The sequence below is a fragment of the Micromonospora sp. NPDC049645 genome (assembly GCF_040675155.1).
Taxonomy (GTDB): domain Bacteria; phylum Actinomycetota; class Actinomycetes; order Mycobacteriales; family Micromonosporaceae; genus Micromonospora.
The window spans coordinates 249331-263896 of record NZ_JBFAOI010000006.1 but is presented as its reverse complement, the minus strand read 5'-3'; the positions used below and the strand labels follow the sequence as shown (position 1 = coordinate 263896).

Here is a 14566-nt window from a genome sequence, read left to right as displayed (position 1 = left end):
GTGCCGGCGTCGTCGGGTACGACGCATCGCCTAATCTGGGGCACGACACGCTGCCCACACTGTGGAGGTTCCCCGGGTGTCTCGTCCCCGCCCTCCATGGGCTCGCCTCCGATCGGTGCCCCGGCCGGCCTGGATCGGCTTCGGAGTGGTCGTCCTGCTCCTGGCGGCCGTCCCCGTGCTCGGCTGGTCACCGTCGAGGACCGGCGCGCCGGACGCGGCCTGGTCGGCAGCCGACGCGGACACCCCGCCGCCCGCCGCGCCCATCGACGGCACCGCCTGTGCCGCCAACGCGCACGGCATGGCCGGATTCACCCCGGTGAACGCGCTCGACCTGCCCGAGCGCAACGACCCCAAGAGGCCGCTCGCCCCCTCGTTCGACCGGGCCGGCGCGGTGGCCGGCGGGTTCGACCGGATCGGCTACTGCCTGGAGTTGACCGGCCCCACCGGCACGCAGTGGGTGTGGACCGCCATGGCGCCGTTCACGACCGACGCCCGACGTCTCGGCCTGCCCACCCGGGCCGACCAGATCGTCCGGCAACGGGTCGCCGACCTGGAGGTCGCCACCAACGCGCCGGGCCTGGCCACCGGCACCGGTCTCACCGGCTATCTGGAGATGTGGCCGCACAAGTACGGGCCAGCCAGCTCCGGCCAGGTCCCCGGCAGCCTCGCCGACCGTTACGACGCCGACGACGACGTGTACGCGTCGATCGGGTACGGCTCCTTCCAGGTGCACCTGGTCGCGGCCACCCGCCCGGCGACGGTCGCCCCGCAGACGGTCCTCGCGGTCAACGGCTTCACCTCGAACGACCAGCCGCTGTCGGTGGGCATCGGGACCGCCCCCACCGGGCAGCCCGACTGGACGATCGCCGGTAACGCCGGTACGTACACCCAGCGTCGGCTGACGACCTACGCCCGCGCGTCGGTGCTCACCGTCAGCCAGCACCCCCGGGATCGCCAGCTGTACCCCCGGGACGCGGCCGGCGGCGCGGTCGTGCCGGTGTCGGGCAGGGCGACCGACCCACGGGTGCGCGCCGTACGCCTCAAGGTGGTCAGCGGGGCTGACGGCTGGGACGAGACGGTGCCCGTCGGGGCTCGCGGCGAGTTCGCGTTCCGGCAGCGGATCAGCGCCGCGCTGCGGGAGTACCGGTTCGAGTTGCACGTGCTCGGCGACGGCGTCGCCCGGCGGGCCGCCCTGTGGGAGGGTGTGGTCTCCGGCGACGTGTACGTCATCCAGGGCCAGTCCAACGCGGTCGCGGCCAGTCAACGGGGCTCGTCGATCGGCGAGGAGTCCCCGTACATCCGCAGCTTCGGCTCGACCACCGGGGACCGGGGCCTGTCCGGCGCGGACCGTACCTGGAACTATGCCGTCTCCGGCACGGTCCGGCAGCCCGGCTCGGTCGGCCAGTGGGGGATTCGCGCGGCCCATCGACTGATGGACACCTACCAGGTGCCGGTGGCGGTGTTCAACGGCGCGGAGAGCAGCAAGGTGGTGTCGTTCTTCCAGCGCAACGACGGCAACCCCGGTGACCTGCGCACCAACTACGGCCGGCTGCGGCAGCGACTCACCGCCGCCAACGTCATCGGCGAGGTACGCGGAGTGTTCTGGTACCAGGGTGAGGCCGACAACAACAAGGCCGCCGGGCACGTCGCCGGGTTCACCGCGTTGTTGACCGACTGGCGTCGGGAGGTGGGCTTGCGGGTCGACGGAGGCGCCCGGTACTACGTCGTGCAGGTGGGCAGCTCACCGTGCGGTGACACCTCCGGCGGTCCGCTGCGTGAGGCGCAACGGCGGATGGCCGACACCCTGAAGGTGACGCTGCTGTCGACCACCGCCCTCTCGGGTCGGGAGGGGTGCCACTTCGCCTGGGAGGGGGGCTACCGCGAGTTGGGGGATCAGGCGTTCGCCGTGCTGGCCCGCGACATCCACCGCGGCCCCGGCGAGGGCGTGTCCGCCCCGAACCCGCGGTCGGCCGCCTTCACCGACGCCCGGCGAACCCAGGTGGTGATCCAGCTCCGCAGCCTCGACCCGCTGACCGTCCAGGTCGGCGCGGGCACCGACTTCACGATCGACGGCAGCACCGCCACGGTCACCGGGGTCGAGTACCGCGAGGGAGGGCGGCTCGTGCTGAACCTGTCCGGTCCGGCCGACGGCGCGACCGGGGTGAGTTACCGCGGCGACGCCGGGCCCTGGTGCGTCAACGCCACCGGGGTCGGCCTGCTGGCCTTCCAGGGGCTTCCGGTGGCCGCGGGATAGCGATCGGGGGACGAGCCCGATCCGGCTCCCGCCACGCGGGAGCTCAGTCGAAGGCGGCGACCCGGCTGTCCTGCCGGCCGATGAGGCGCCGGAGCCCGGCCAGTGGCGCCGGCCGCTCCGCCAGCTCCACCGGCCCCGGCGCCGGGGTGCGGGCCGGGGCGGCGGACACCGAGACGGTGAGGGCCAGCAGCACGACGATCCAGGTCAACCCGTCCACCGACAGCGGGTTCCAGACGACCTCGGTGAACGAGTAGACGACGAGGAGTACCAGCGGTGCCTTGCCGGTGAAGGCGTGCCCGTCCTCGACGTTGCGGTGCAGCAGGGTGGCCATCCACAAACCGAACAGGGTCAGCGCGACCAGCCCGCCGGAGAAGATGACCAGGACGTACCCGGAGTGGAAGAAGTGGGTCGGAGCCTGCCCGACGTCCTGTAGGTAGTACCACTTCGAGACGCCCACGCCGACGGCCTCCCGCCCGCTGAGGTACTCGCGGGCGGCGACCCAGATGTTGCCGCGGTTGCTCAGCGTGGTCTTCGACGCGCTCCACATCAGGTACGTGGCGGCGGTCAGCGCCCCGACGACGAGTGCCACGCAGAGCGCGAAGGGGATCCGCGGGCTCGGTCGCAGGCGCTGCACGAGCAGTGCGCCAAGCATCCAGACGGCTACCGCCCCGACGGCCAGGTAGCTGGTGCGGGAGCCGGTGGCGACGATCACGAGCAGGCAGAACGACGCCGTCGCCACCAGTTCGGCGCGGCGCATGGCACAGAACGCGGCGACCAGGGTGAACGAGGCCAGCATGGCCGCGTAGTTCTCCGAGTTGTAGAAGCTCTTGAACAGCGCCCCGGCCACCGAGCACTTCTCCAGCTTCCCGCCGGTGCAGGCGCGCCACGACTGCCCGTACACCGCGGTCGGTATGGTCAGCAGCACCAGGACCGCCAGCCCGGTGTACGCCATCGCCCGTACGTTCACGGCGGTGCGGGCGGCCATCAGCCAGACGGCGAGCAACAGGAGCCCGGCCGCCGCGTACGCCGGCAACCGTGACCCGTAGATCCCGCTGCCGGTGACGACGTCGATGAGGGCACACCAGACGAGTAGACCGCCGGCCATCGCCAACGAGATCCGCAGCCACAGGTCGGACGGGCCGCGGAGGACAGCGCGGCCCGAGAGCACCAGCCAGGCCAGCAGGGCGACCACCAGCACGCCGATCAGCGCGGAGCTGTGGCTGCCGACGAGAGCCGGGGCCGCGTTGGTGAGCACCGCGAATCCGACCAGGGCGACCGCCGATGCGGGGTCACCGAAGGCGGCGGCGACGGACCGCCGTGTTCGGATCAACCACAGAGCCACCGCAACGCCACCGACGGTCAGTAGGACACCGAAGATGGTGGTCACGTCAGACCCTTTCTCGGTCAGGTGCCGCCGCCGGTTCGACGACGGCATCGTGGTGCGGGTGTCGCCGCAGGGCAATGACGAGGCACCCCCACAGCAGGATGCCGAGCAGGGCGTCGCACAGGAGGCTCGACACGACCGCACCCTGCCATCCGTAGGCGGGGATGAGCCACACGTTGAGCCCTGCGTTGACGACGCCCACCGCGATCTGGCATACCGTACGACGGCCTTGGAGCCGACTTCCAGAGAGGGCGTCCGCGGCCAGGTAGTGGATCGACTTGAGAACCAGGATCGCGCTGAGGCCCTGTAGCGCCAGGGTCGCCGCCTCGTACTCCGGTCCGAAGATCAGCGGCATGGTCCAGGCCATCGCGACCAGCAGCAGGCTGCTCGGCACGCTGAACATCAGGAAGCGGGGCAGCAGGCGACGGGCGAGCCCGAGCGCCGCCCGGGGGCCCTCGCGGCCGACCTCGAAGAAGCGGGGGTAGGCCACCGCGGACATCGACCGGGCCGGCGTGTACGCGAAGTCCACCACCCGGTAGGCAGCGGCGTAGATCGCCGCCGCCTCGGTGGTGCCGATCCGGGACAGCATGACCTTGTCGATGTCGTTGTAGACCGTCTGAGCGGAGAGACCGACGGCGAACAGCAGTCCGCTGCGGGCCTGGCCGAGCGCCGGCCCGAGGGACCAGGAACCACCTCCGCCGCCGCGCAACCCGTACCAGGTCGCCACCAGGCAGACCACGGCGGAGACGGCCAGCGCGGTGAGGGCCCAGTCACGCAGGGAGATCGGCTCGTCCGCCGCGGCGAGGGCCAGCGCACCGATCAGCCGGAACACGTGTAGCAGGGCGGGGATGACCGAGGCGACGAAGACCTTGCCCCGGGCCTGCACCGACGCGGCCACCGCCTCGATGAGTCGCCAGGCCACGAGGTCGGCGGCAGCGAGGCACAGCATGTCGACCGCGCGGACCTCGTCACCCCAGATCGCCACGCCGGCCGCACTGACCAACACGGTCGCGCCCACACCGAAGACGACGGTCAGGACCAGGCCCCGCGTGAGGTGCCGGGCCCACTCGCGGGGCGCCTCGGCGTAGCTCTGGAAGATCAGACTCGGTGCCCCGGCGGACGCGAATGGGGAGACCACGGCGACGAGGGCGGTGACGCCGACGAACAACCCGTAGGTGTCGATCGACATCTCCCGGGCCAGCAGGACGAACAGCACGCCCTGCGCGAGGGTCCGGAGCAGCGTGCCGGTGAAGAACTTCCCGGATCGCTTCAGGAAGGTGTCGCGTCCGCTCGGGGGACGCCGGTGCGACCGTGGCCGCGGCGCGGTCGGCTCGATGGAGCCGACCGCGGCGGGGGGCGTACTCACCGGTTCAACGCCTCCACCCACTGGCGGCTGACCTCGGCGGGATCCAGTGCCGCGCAGCGGGCATGCCAGGACTTCTCGAAGTCGGCCAGGGTTGGCCGCTGGGCGCCGGTCAACCGGAGCACCACGTCCGCGAGGGCGGCGGGCGACGTGTCCGCCGCCAACGCGCCCGGCACGAAGGTCGGGATCATCTCGTCCAGCGCGGGCACCGGGAGGGCCGCCACCGGTAGTCCCGCCTCGGCGGCCTCGACCAGGCTGAAGCCGAAGGTCTCGGCACGGGACGGATGCACCAGGAGGTCAGCTTCGGCAAGCAGCTGCGCGACGCCCGGCACCCGCCCCAGGAATGAGGTGCGGTGTTGCACGCCCAGTTCCTGGGCTTTCGCGTGCAGCAGATCCCGCTCCTCACCGTCACCGGCGAGAGTGAGGTGGTACGCCTCCGGCAGCAGGGCCAGCGCCGAGAGGGCGCACGAGTGGTTCTTGTACGGGCGGAAGGCGGCGGTGGTGAGGAGGTTGATCCGCCGGTGGTCCACCACCTCGCGGGGTGCGACGAATGGCCGAGGTGGCATCGGGTTGGTGATGGTGACCACCGGCTGCCCCGGCGCGAGCTGCTGGACCGTGCGGGCGACGCCGTTGGAGACGGCGACGACGAGCCGTGGGCGCAACCCCTTGAGCCGCGAGAACCGGGCGAGCGTCCGCACCCGTCGGTCGATCCGTAGTCGTTCGGGCAGCAGCGAGTGCTCCCAGGCGACGTAGCTGCGGCCGGATCCGGCGAGGGCGGCACCGACGGGCACGCTGCCCCACAGGCCGCTGGCCACGATCTGGACGTCCGGTGCCAGGCTCTGTAGCCGCCGCCGCAGGGGCGGAACGGCCTCCATCAACCGGGTGATCCGGGAACCGAGGCCCAGGGTGTCGACGGCCAGGTCGGCCAGTTCGGCTGGCACCCCCCGGGACACGACGGTTGCCGAGACCTCGACGCCCTGGGCCTGGAGGCCGCGGATCAGCAGCGCCGCCGCCAGCTCCATGCCGTAGAGGGGTTCGAGCTGCGGCAGAACGAAGTGCAGACGCATCAGTGTGGCCGTTCGCTCTCAAGCGGTCGAGTGGGGCTGCTGGGGGCCTTCGACTTGCGCATGGCGACCCGTTCGAGGGTCGACCGGGGCACCAGCCCGAGCGCCGCCAGCACCGCGTTCCGGGCGGACGGTGGGGAGTTGCGGCGGATCGCCCGCACCATCTCCCGTACGCCTTCCCGGTCTCGGGCCTGGAGAGCGTAGCGGAGGGTCTGGGCCGCGATGAAGTCCGAGAAGGTTCCCGGCGCCCACACTCCCTCCCAGCGCCGGGCCCAGTGCCAGGAGGTACGCCAGTCCGCGCCGGCCGAGATCGACCCGGGGCTGCCGACCGTGTAGACGGCCGTCGCCTCCTCCACCTGGACGATCTTCACCCGGGGCAGCCGGGCGACCCGGACCAGCCAGTCCCAGTCCTGGTGCCGGGGGAGCGTCTCGTCCCAGCGGCACTCGGTCGCCAACTCGTACGTCGTCAACAGCGTCGACGTGGGCAGCGACTGCCGGCCGATGCCGAGGTGACGGCGGCGGAACAGGTAGTCCTCCGGCAGCATGCCGTCGGGGATCACCTCGGCGGGGGCCGGTGCCGCGAGCGGCTCGGCGCCGTCCTTGCGCTGCAGGATCCGGGACGACACGACGGGGCGGAACCCGGCTGCCGCAACCCGTTCGAGCGCGGGCACCTGTGCCGCCAGCTTGGTCGGCAGCCAGGTGTCGTCGTCGTCGAGGAACGCGACATGGCTGCCCGGGATGGCATGGGAAACCCCGAGGTTGCGGGCGTACGACCCGCGCCGGCCGCCGCCGGTGCAGACCACCTGGTCGATGTGCCGTCCCAGGTCCCGCACCGTCTGCGGCACCTCCGGGGTGTCACAGACCACCACGATGTGTACGGATGCGCCCTGCTGGGAGCGGGCGGAGAGCACCGCGTCGGCGATGCTGGGGCGGCCCGTGGTGGGGATCACGACGGATACGTTCGGCATTGCGTTCTCCATGCGTTGGGGGTACGACCGGCGCACCGCCGGGTACGGTCGTCGGCCGTACCCGGCGGTGTCTCGGTGCGTGGGCGGATCAGCGGCCGCCGGCGCGGAACACCTCGGTCACCGTACGGAGCACCACCTTGACGTCGAGCCAGAGGGACCAGTTCTCGATGTAGTAGTTGTCGAAGCGCGCCCGGTCGGAGATCGGGGTGTCGCCGCGCAACCCGCTGACCTGCGCCAGGCCGGTGAGTCCGACCGGGACGCGGTGCCGCATCGCGTACTGGGGGTATTCGGCCGAGAACTTCTCCACGAAGTAGGGACGCTCGGGCCGGGGCCCGACCACACTCATGTCACCCCGGAGGATGTTCCAGAGCTGCGGAAGCTCGTCGAGGGACGTCCTGCGCATGATCCGGCCGATCGGTCCGACCCGGCGGTCGTTGGCGATGGACCAGTTGGTCTGCGACTCGTGCTCGTCGACGGGACGCATGGACCGGAACTTGATGATGTTGAACGGTCGACCGTGCCGACCGATCCGCTCCTGGTAGAAGAAGATGCCGGGGCCGCCGTCGATGAGCGTGGCGACCGCGCAGACGAGGAGCACCGGGCTCAGCAGCAGCAGCGCCACCGTGGCGAACGCGATGTCCGACGCGCGCTTGAGCGCCGACTGCGGGCCGGAGAGGGTGATGTCGCCGATGCTGACGACCGGGACCGCGCCGATGTGGTCGCCGTGTGAACGGGACCCCCAGAGGGGTGTGGCCGCCCACAGGTCGCACTCCGCCGTCCGGGGCCGGGACAGAAGCTCCATGAGCGCGGTCTCCGAGCAGTTCGCGTCCGCGACGATCACCACGTCGCACTCGCGCAGCCGGACCAGACTGTCGAGGTCGTCGAGGGAGCCGATCAGCGGCAGTGCCGACGGGCCGTCCGGGGTGTCGACACAACCCACGAAGCGCAGACCGTACTGGGGGTAGCGGCGCAGGAGCCGGGCGAGTTCCACGGCGGTGGGGCCACTGCCGACGATGATGGTGTTGTGCTCGACCCACCGGCGCTTGCGGGCGACGATGGCGAATTCGCGGGTCACGGCCCGTCCGAGGATGACCAGCCCGGCCGACGCGGCGACGCCGCGGGTGAAGCCGAAGACGTACTCGGCGGATTCGTGCCGCATCGCCGCGACGATGGCGACGGCTGAGGCCGCGGCCAGCAGGCGCCCGCAGAGGCTCGGCACCTCGTCGAGGAAGCTCACGTGCCGGCGCGCCCGGTAGAGGCCACCGCTGGCGAAGATGATCACCGTCAGCACCGTCATGGCCAGCGTTCCGCGCCAGTACTGCTGGGTGACCAGCAGTGGCGTCAACAACGCCAGCACGTCGACCGGCGCGGTCATCATCCAGGCCCGCAGCCATCGGGTCCGGGTCGAGGCACGCGAGCTGGCGTACGGGAGGACGGCGGTGGTGTCCAGGCCGGCGCGAGGCTGGGGCTCTTCAGCTGCCGGCGCCGGCGCCGGTGCCGGTGCGGTGGAGCGCCGGTCGACGGGCGAGGGGAAGGCCGGGGGCTGGAAGGCCGGGGGCTGGAAGGCCGGGGGCTGGAAGGCCGAGGGCTGGAAGACCGGGGACTCGAAGGCGGGAGGGCGACTCCCGCCCTGGCTCCCCTCGTCGTCCCCCTCACCGTCGCCCTGGGCGGTCATGGCGGTGCCGTCGCGGTCGGCGGCCGGGACCGGCCGATGCCACATGGCAGGCTGACTGGACATTATGGACCTCCCCGTGAGAACCGACTGACCTGGCCGGTCCGTGGTGCGAGACAAGGTTGCGGTCGACGAACCGACCGCCGACCTGGTGTGTTACTTGGAACTGGCGAGAATTTCGTCGACGGAGTCCCGGCGTACGGCATCGTAGAAGGTCTTTGCCTTCTCGTTGTTCGCGAAGACGACACTCTCGCTGCCCACCCGACCGGTGCCCTTCGTGGGGCTGGTGACGAAGGTGAGGTTACGGCCGCGCAGGTTCCGCAGGTCTGTCGCCATGCTGACCAGCGACATGTTCTCGTCCACCGACACGGCGCTCGAGGTCGCCTTGACGAAGGAGTTGAGCCGCCCCGGGTTGGTGACGATGCCGCCGGAGACGGCCTTGTCGAGGATGGCCTTGATGACCTGCTGCTGGTGCCGGATGCGCGCGAAGTCGCCGTCGGCGAACTGTTTGCGCTGGCGGGAGTAGTCCAAGGCCGTCTCGCCGTCCATCCGCTGCATTCCCTGCTCGAACTTGCGGAACGGCGGGTGGATCGAGGTGAAGGACTTCTCCGCATTGATGTTGACGCCGTCGAGGGCGTCGATGATTTCCTTGAAACCGGCGAAGTCGACAATCATGACATGGTCGATTCGCACCGTGGTGAACGATTCGACTGTTTGCACCATCAGCGGAACGCCACCCCAGGCGTACGCCGCGTTGATCTTCGCGTCCCGTCCGCCGTGCTCCCCGTTCTTCGCCTTCGGCACGCTCACCCAGGTGTCCCGGGGGATCGAGACGAGTTGCGCGCTGGACCGGTCCTTCGGGATGTGCGCGACGATGATGGTGTCCGTGCGCGAGCCGCCCGTGCTGTCCGGGTCGCGGGAATCGCTGCCCAGGATCAGGATGTTCATCGCGCCGCCCGCCACCGCCTGCGGACGTCCCTCCTCGGGAACGTCGGCGAAGGCGTCGACCCGGTCGATGTCCTTCTCGACGGAGCGCAGATAGAGGGCGCCACCGATCATGCCGCCGCCGCCGAGGATCGCCACGACCACCAGGCAGGTGATCAGGACGCGACGCCAACGAGGGCCACGACGTCGCCGCTTGCCCCCGGTCGGGACATCCTCGTACGGGTCGACTGCGTGTGGATCGACGAATTCGGTGTCGGCATCGGTGTACCGCTGAGCACCAGACATGCGGGCGATGCTACTGATTGCCCGTGCCTGTTGCGCACCCTCGTCCTTTCGGTTATCGCAGGGTGCCAACCGGCGCGGCGAACCCGACCCTGTGTTCGGGCGGACGACCGGTAACGCCGGCCCGGGAGCGCTTTCAAGGGCTTATTCTGCGGGCCCGCAAGGGGGGTTGGGGACAATGCCACCAACGGCTTTTGCGATGGCCTTCCCGTTGCCTCCCGATTGCTGCTACAACGGCACTCGTGGATCGCATCGAACTCCGCCGGGCCATCGCACGTACCCCGTTCGCCCCGATTGCCGCCTTTCCCAAGAGGTTTCGCACCATCGCACGGCACGACGCGAAGGTGCTGCGTCGCTCGGCGCGTTGGCTGCTGACGTCGCGCGAGCATCACAACTACACGTACGACCTGACCCCGTTGAGCCGTGGCCACCTCGCCTGGTTCGTCAGCGTGGTCTGCGACATCCCCGTCAAACAGGTACGGGCATACCTCGGCGAGATCGAGTCGGACGACACCCTCCGCCAGCACCTCCTGGCCGCGATCGCCGCCTCCGACCGGCGTCGCCTCGCCGACAGGGAGATTCGCTACGCCCGGCGGATCGGCTGGTACGCCATCGTCCGGGCCACCCGCCCGGCTCACATCGTCGAGACCGGTGTCGACAAGGGACTCGGCAGCGTCGTCCTGGCGGCGGCCCTGCTGCGCAACGCGCAGGAGGGGCACCCGGGCCGGGTCACCTCGCTGGACATCAACCCCGAGGCCGGCTACCTCGCCCGGGTCGCGCCCTGGTCGGAGGTCGTCGACCTGGTCATCGGCGACTCGATCGCGTCGATCGGCGCGCTGGACCGCCCGGTCGACCTCTTCCTGCACGACAGCGACCACAGCCGTGCCCACGAGAAGCGTGAGTTCGACGCCGTCGAGCCCAAGCTGGCGCCCGGCGCGCTCCTGCTCACCGACAACGTCACCAGCACCAACGTGCTCGCCGAGCACGCCGAACGCACCGGCCGGCGGTTCCTCGCCTACCGGGAGAGCCCGGCGAACCACTGGTACCCGGGCGACGGGATCGGCGTGGCATGGTAGCCGGGTGCGGCTGACCTCGATTCACACGTACCCGGTCAAGGGTTGTCACCGGCTCGACCACGACGGCGCGTTGGTGCAGCCGTGGGGCCTGGCCGGCGACCGGCGCTGGATGGTGGTGGACGCCGACGGTGTCGGCGTCACCCAGCGGGACACGACCCGGCTGGTCGGCCTGCGGGCCGCGGTTCGTCCCGGAGGGCTGTCGCTGCGCGCCGAGGGGCAGCCCGACCTCGACGTGCCGGAGCCGTCCGCCGGTGAACCGGTCGGGGTGCGTACCTTTCGCAGCCGCACCTTCCCGGTCCCCGCGCTGCCGGCCGGCCCGGCGGCCGACGACTGGCTCGGCACCCTGCTCGGCCGACCGGTCCGGCTGGTCTGGCTGGCCCAGCCGACCCGCCACCTGGCCGCCGGCGACCGCGAACACGACACCGGCGACCAGGTCAGTTTCGCCGACGCCTACCCGCTCCTGCTGGCCAACACCGCCTCGCTCGACGTTCTCAACGACTGGCTGGCCGAGGCGGGGGAGGAGCCGGTGCCGATGACCCGGTTCCGACCCAACCTGGTGGTCGGCGGCGCGCCGGCCTGGGCCGAGGACGACTGGGTCGGCCGGTCGATGCGCATCGGCGACCGGTGGTTCCGCGCCGCCGGGCCGTGCGACCGCTGCGTGGTGACCACCACCGACCAGGAGACCGGGGTACGCACGAAGGAGCCGCTGCGCACCCTCGGCCGGCACCGCAACATTCGGCAGAAACTCCTTTTCGGACTGAACCTCGTGCCGATGGACAGTGGGCCGGTGGCCGTGGGCGCGCCGGTCGTCATCGCGCCCTGACCGCAGCGTCGGTCGTCATCGCGCCCTGACCGCAGCGTCGGTCGTCATCGCGCCCTGACCGCGGCGTCGGTCGTCATCGCGCCCTGACCGCGGCGCCGACCGGCAATCCGCACGCTCCGATCACCGTCCGTCGATGCTGTCTTAGCTTTGGCTTAGCCCGCTTGTCGCTGCGCGGCCGGGTCCGGCACCATCGCCGTCGTGACGGATGGAAGCGCTGTCGACATCACCATCGACCTGGACCATCCTGCGCAGGACCGGCCCGCGCCGTCGTCCGGCGCGAAGCCGTGGCTGATCGCGGCCGGTGTCACCGTCCTCGCGGCGACACTCGGGCTCACCCTCACCCTGCGCTCCGGCTCCACCCCGGCCTGCGCCGCCGGTCGGACGCTCGCCGCCGCGCCGCCCACCGGCACCGCGACCCACAGCGGCAAGGCGACCTTCTACGACTCGAACGGCACCGGCGGCAACTGCTCGAACCCGGCGGCCCCGGCCAACCGGCTCTACGTCGCGCTCGGCCCGACGGAATACTCCGCCGGTGCCGCCTGCGGTGGTTTCCTCGAAGTGGTCGGCCCGAAGGGCACCGTCCGGGTGCTCATCATGGACCAGTGCCCGGAGTGCGAGCCCGGCCACCTCGACCTGTCCCGTGAGGCGTTCGCCCGGATCGCCGAACCGGTGCAGGGTCTCGTACCGGTCACCTACCGCGCGGTGGTCGACCCGCCGCTGCCCGGACCGCTCACCTTCCGAATCAAGGAGGGCGCGTCGCAGTGGTGGTTCGCCGTACGCGTCGGCAACCACGGCAACCCGCTGCGCTCGGTCGAGGTCCGGCAGGGCGGCAGCCGCCCCTGGCAGTCGGCCGTCCGGCAGGACTACAACTACTGGCTCATCGCCTCCGGCGCCGGGCCGGGCCCCTTCCAGGTCCGGGTCGCCGACGTGTACGGAAACCGGGTCACCGTCGGCGGCATTCGGATGGCTCCAGGACAGGTGCAGAACAGCGCGGTCCGGATGTACGCACCCGGCGGCGGGGCGGCGCCGCGTCCGTCCGCGTCGGCCCGCCAGCGGAGCAACCGACCCGCCGGCACGCCGACGCCGACCCGCCGCCCGGTCGAGGTGACGAGGACGAGCGCGCCGGCCACCGACGCGCCGGCCACCAGTTCGGCTCGGGCGAACGCCCGGTGGTGCACGGGCTGACCGCTCAGTCGGCCTGCGTCAGATCAAGCCACATCAGGATCTCGTCGCGGTCGTCGTCGGGCGCCACCCGCAGCGCTCCGGGCAGGCGGCCGATCTCCCGGTACCCGAGGCGTCCGTAGAACTTGTCCAACCCCAGCCCGTCGCGGACCGTGACGTGCAACGCCTCGTGGCCGAACTCCCGGCCCAGCCGGGTCGCCTCCGCCATCAGCGCCGCGCCGCAGCCGGTGCCCTGGGCGTCCGGGTGGACCATCACCCGCTTCAGCACACACCAGTGCGCCTTGAGCGGGAAGCGGTTGTCAGCAAAGATCAGCATGGCCGCCAGCCGGTCCCCGGTGTAGCCGACCAGCAGCCGGTCCGGTCCGTCGGCGATGCCGGCGAAGGTGGGATCGGCGATGACGCGTACGTCGGCGGCGGTGACCGGTGGCACGAAACCGACCGCGCCGCCGGCGTTGCTGACGTCCGCCCAGAGGTCGACGATCTCGTCGCGTAGCCGCGGGGTCAGGTCGGGGTCGAGAACGAAGCGCAGACTCACGCCCGCCATCCTGACCCGACGACCAGGCTCGCGACCCGCGACAGTGATGCACCCGACGACCAGGCTCGCGACCCGCGACAGTGATGCACCCGACGACCAGACCCGCGACCCGCGACGTTGACGCGCCCGACGACCGCGGGCGCGTGGCGTGCCCGACCACACCGCGTCGGCACGCGGCTGTGTTGACCAGTGCGGGAGAGGGGATTCGAACCCCTACGCCCTTTCGGACAATAGGACCTAAACCTATCGCGGCTGCCGTTACGCCACTCCCGCCAACCCGCTGAGTCTAGAGCGTCCTGCCGCGCCGGTGTCGAGCCCCGGCCGCACGGAGTGCGGCAGCGGGAGAGCCGTGACTCACCGTGTGCCTCGCGGTGGCGGGCCGCTGTGGCGGATCAGTCCAGGCCGAGGTCGCGGCGGAGCTTGGCGACGTGCCCGGTGGCCTTGACGTTGTAGAGCGCCCGCTCGACCTTGCCGTCGGCGTCGATCACGAACGTCGAGCGGATCACGCCGGTGACGGTCTTTCCGTACAGCTGCTTCTCGCCGTACGCGCCGTAGGCGGTCAGCACCGCCCGGTCCGGGTCCGAGACCAGCGGGAAGGTGATCGCGTCGCGCTCACGGAACTTCGCCAGCTTCTCCGGCTTGTCGGGGGAGATGCCGACCACCTCGTAGCCGGCGGCCTGGAGCGAGGCGAGCGAGTCGCGGAAGTCGCAGGCCTGCTTGGTGCAGCCCGGGGTCATCGCGGCCGGGTAGGCGTACAGGACGACCTTGCGGCCCCGCAGGTCGGCGAGGGAGAGCTGGTCACCGGTGTCGGTGGCGAGGGTGAACTCGGGCGCGGGGTCACCGGGGGAGAGCCGGTCGGGCGCGGTCATGGCCCGACCCTACCGCCGGACCGGCGGGCACTGCCGTCGCCGGGTGGAGCGCGTCGGCCCGTGAAGGTCAACTCGTGGTTCTGAAAGTCGGGGCATCAAGGGGCCCGGGATGCCCCGGCTTTCAGGAGGGCGAGTCGATCACCGGGACG

General features: G+C 71.3%; 12 protein-coding genes and 1 tRNA gene. 4 read left to right on the top strand and 9 right to left on the bottom strand.

The window, feature by feature from the left end; translation table 11 throughout:
* Window positions 1–115: 115 nt before the first annotated feature.
* Window positions 116–2254 carry a sialate O-acetylesterase gene (locus tag AB0J33_RS16730; protein ID WP_363614366.1) on the top strand — a complete coding sequence of 713 codons (2139 nt, stop codon included), beginning with the start codon at window positions 116–118 and terminating at the stop codon, window positions 2252–2254.
* A gap of 43 nt (window positions 2255–2297) precedes the next feature.
* Here the strand turns inward: AB0J33_RS16730 and AB0J33_RS16725 are convergent, their stop codons facing one another.
* The 6 genes from AB0J33_RS16725 to AB0J33_RS16700 all read right to left on the bottom strand — a co-directional run bounded on the left by AB0J33_RS16725 (window position 2298) and on the right by AB0J33_RS16700 (window position 9764).
* Entirely contained in the window at window positions 2298–3641 is a 1344-nt protein-coding gene (locus AB0J33_RS16725; RefSeq protein ID WP_363614364.1) for an O-antigen ligase family protein, read from the bottom strand.
* 1 nt (window position 3642) lies between these two features.
* Window positions 3643–5004, bottom strand: coding sequence for an oligosaccharide flippase family protein (locus AB0J33_RS16720; protein WP_363614362.1), 1362 nt, complete (start codon window positions 5002–5004; stop codon window positions 3643–3645).
* Window positions 5001–6068 (bottom strand): glycosyltransferase, encoded by a 1068-nt coding sequence (locus AB0J33_RS16715; protein ID WP_363614360.1) that lies wholly within the window; start codon window positions 6066–6068, stop codon window positions 5001–5003. Before AB0J33_RS16715 ends, AB0J33_RS16720 begins: the two co-directional genes overlap by 4 nt.
* A complete protein-coding gene (locus AB0J33_RS16710; protein ID WP_363614358.1) occupies window positions 6068–7033 on the bottom strand; it encodes a glycosyltransferase family A protein in 966 nt (321 codons plus the stop codon). Before AB0J33_RS16710 ends, AB0J33_RS16715 begins: the two co-directional genes overlap by 1 nt.
* An 88-nt stretch (window positions 7034–7121) precedes the next feature.
* Complete coding sequence (locus AB0J33_RS16705) at window positions 7122–8771, bottom strand: sugar transferase (RefSeq protein ID WP_363614356.1); 1650 nt, start codon at window positions 8769–8771, stop codon at window positions 7122–7124.
* 90 nt (window positions 8772–8861) lie between these two features.
* On the bottom strand, window positions 8862–9764 hold the full coding sequence (locus tag AB0J33_RS16700) for an LCP family protein (protein WP_363614629.1): 903 nt from the start codon (window positions 9762–9764) through the stop codon (window positions 8862–8864).
* Between the two features lie 410 nt (window positions 9765–10174).
* On the opposite strand from AB0J33_RS16700, the gene AB0J33_RS16695 reads away from it, so the two are divergent.
* From AB0J33_RS16695 to AB0J33_RS16685, 3 genes are all read left to right on the top strand, one after another.
* Window positions 10175–11008: a class I SAM-dependent methyltransferase gene (locus AB0J33_RS16695; protein WP_363614354.1), complete on the top strand. Its 834-nt coding sequence runs from the start codon at window positions 10175–10177 to the stop codon at window positions 11006–11008.
* A 4-nt stretch (window positions 11009–11012) separates the two neighbouring features.
* Window positions 11013–11831, top strand: coding sequence for an MOSC N-terminal beta barrel domain-containing protein (locus tag AB0J33_RS16690; RefSeq protein WP_363614352.1), 819 nt, complete (start codon window positions 11013–11015; stop codon window positions 11829–11831).
* Between the two features lie 198 nt (window positions 11832–12029).
* Window positions 12030–13016 (top strand): expansin EXLX1 family cellulose-binding protein, encoded by a 987-nt coding sequence (locus AB0J33_RS16685; RefSeq protein ID WP_363614350.1) that lies wholly within the window; start codon window positions 12030–12032, stop codon window positions 13014–13016.
* 4 nt (window positions 13017–13020) lie between these two features.
* On the opposite strand, the gene AB0J33_RS16680 is transcribed toward AB0J33_RS16685, so the two are convergent.
* The 3 genes from AB0J33_RS16680 to bcp all read right to left on the bottom strand — a co-directional run bounded on the left by AB0J33_RS16680 (window position 13021) and on the right by bcp (window position 14417).
* Window positions 13021–13557, bottom strand: a complete 537-nt coding sequence (locus AB0J33_RS16680; RefSeq protein ID WP_363614348.1) for a GNAT family N-acetyltransferase — start codon at window positions 13555–13557, stop codon at window positions 13021–13023.
* Window positions 13558–13738: 181 nt separating this feature from the next.
* Window positions 13739–13821, bottom strand: a tRNA-Leu gene (locus AB0J33_RS16675).
* Between the two features lie 119 nt (window positions 13822–13940).
* Complete coding sequence (bcp, locus tag AB0J33_RS16670; RefSeq protein ID WP_363614346.1) at window positions 13941–14417, bottom strand: thioredoxin-dependent thiol peroxidase; 477 nt, start codon at window positions 14415–14417, stop codon at window positions 13941–13943.
* Between the last annotated feature and the right edge of the window lie 149 nt (window positions 14418–14566).

Bases quoted from the DNA above. Each gene is read 5' to 3' on its own strand.
- AB0J33_RS16715 (WP_363614360.1), bottom strand. From the start codon at position 6,068: ATGCGTCTGCACTTCGTTCTGCCGCAGCTCGAACCCCTCTACGGCATG.
- AB0J33_RS16710 (WP_363614358.1), bottom strand. From the start codon at position 7,033: ATGCCGAACGTATCCGTCGTGATCCCCACCACGGGCCGCCCCAGCATC.
- AB0J33_RS16705 (WP_363614356.1), bottom strand. From the start codon at position 8,771: ATGTCCAGTCAGCCTGCCATGTGGCATCGGCCGGTCCCGGCCGCCGAC.
- AB0J33_RS16700 (WP_363614629.1), bottom strand. From the start codon at position 9,764: ATGATCGGTGGCGCCCTCTATCTGCGCTCCGTCGAGAAGGACATCGAC.
- AB0J33_RS16680 (WP_363614348.1), bottom strand. From the start codon at position 13,557: ATGGCGGGCGTGAGTCTGCGCTTCGTTCTCGACCCCGACCTGACCCCG.
- bcp (WP_363614346.1), bottom strand. From the start codon at position 14,417: ATGACCGCGCCCGACCGGCTCTCCCCCGGTGACCCCGCGCCCGAGTTC.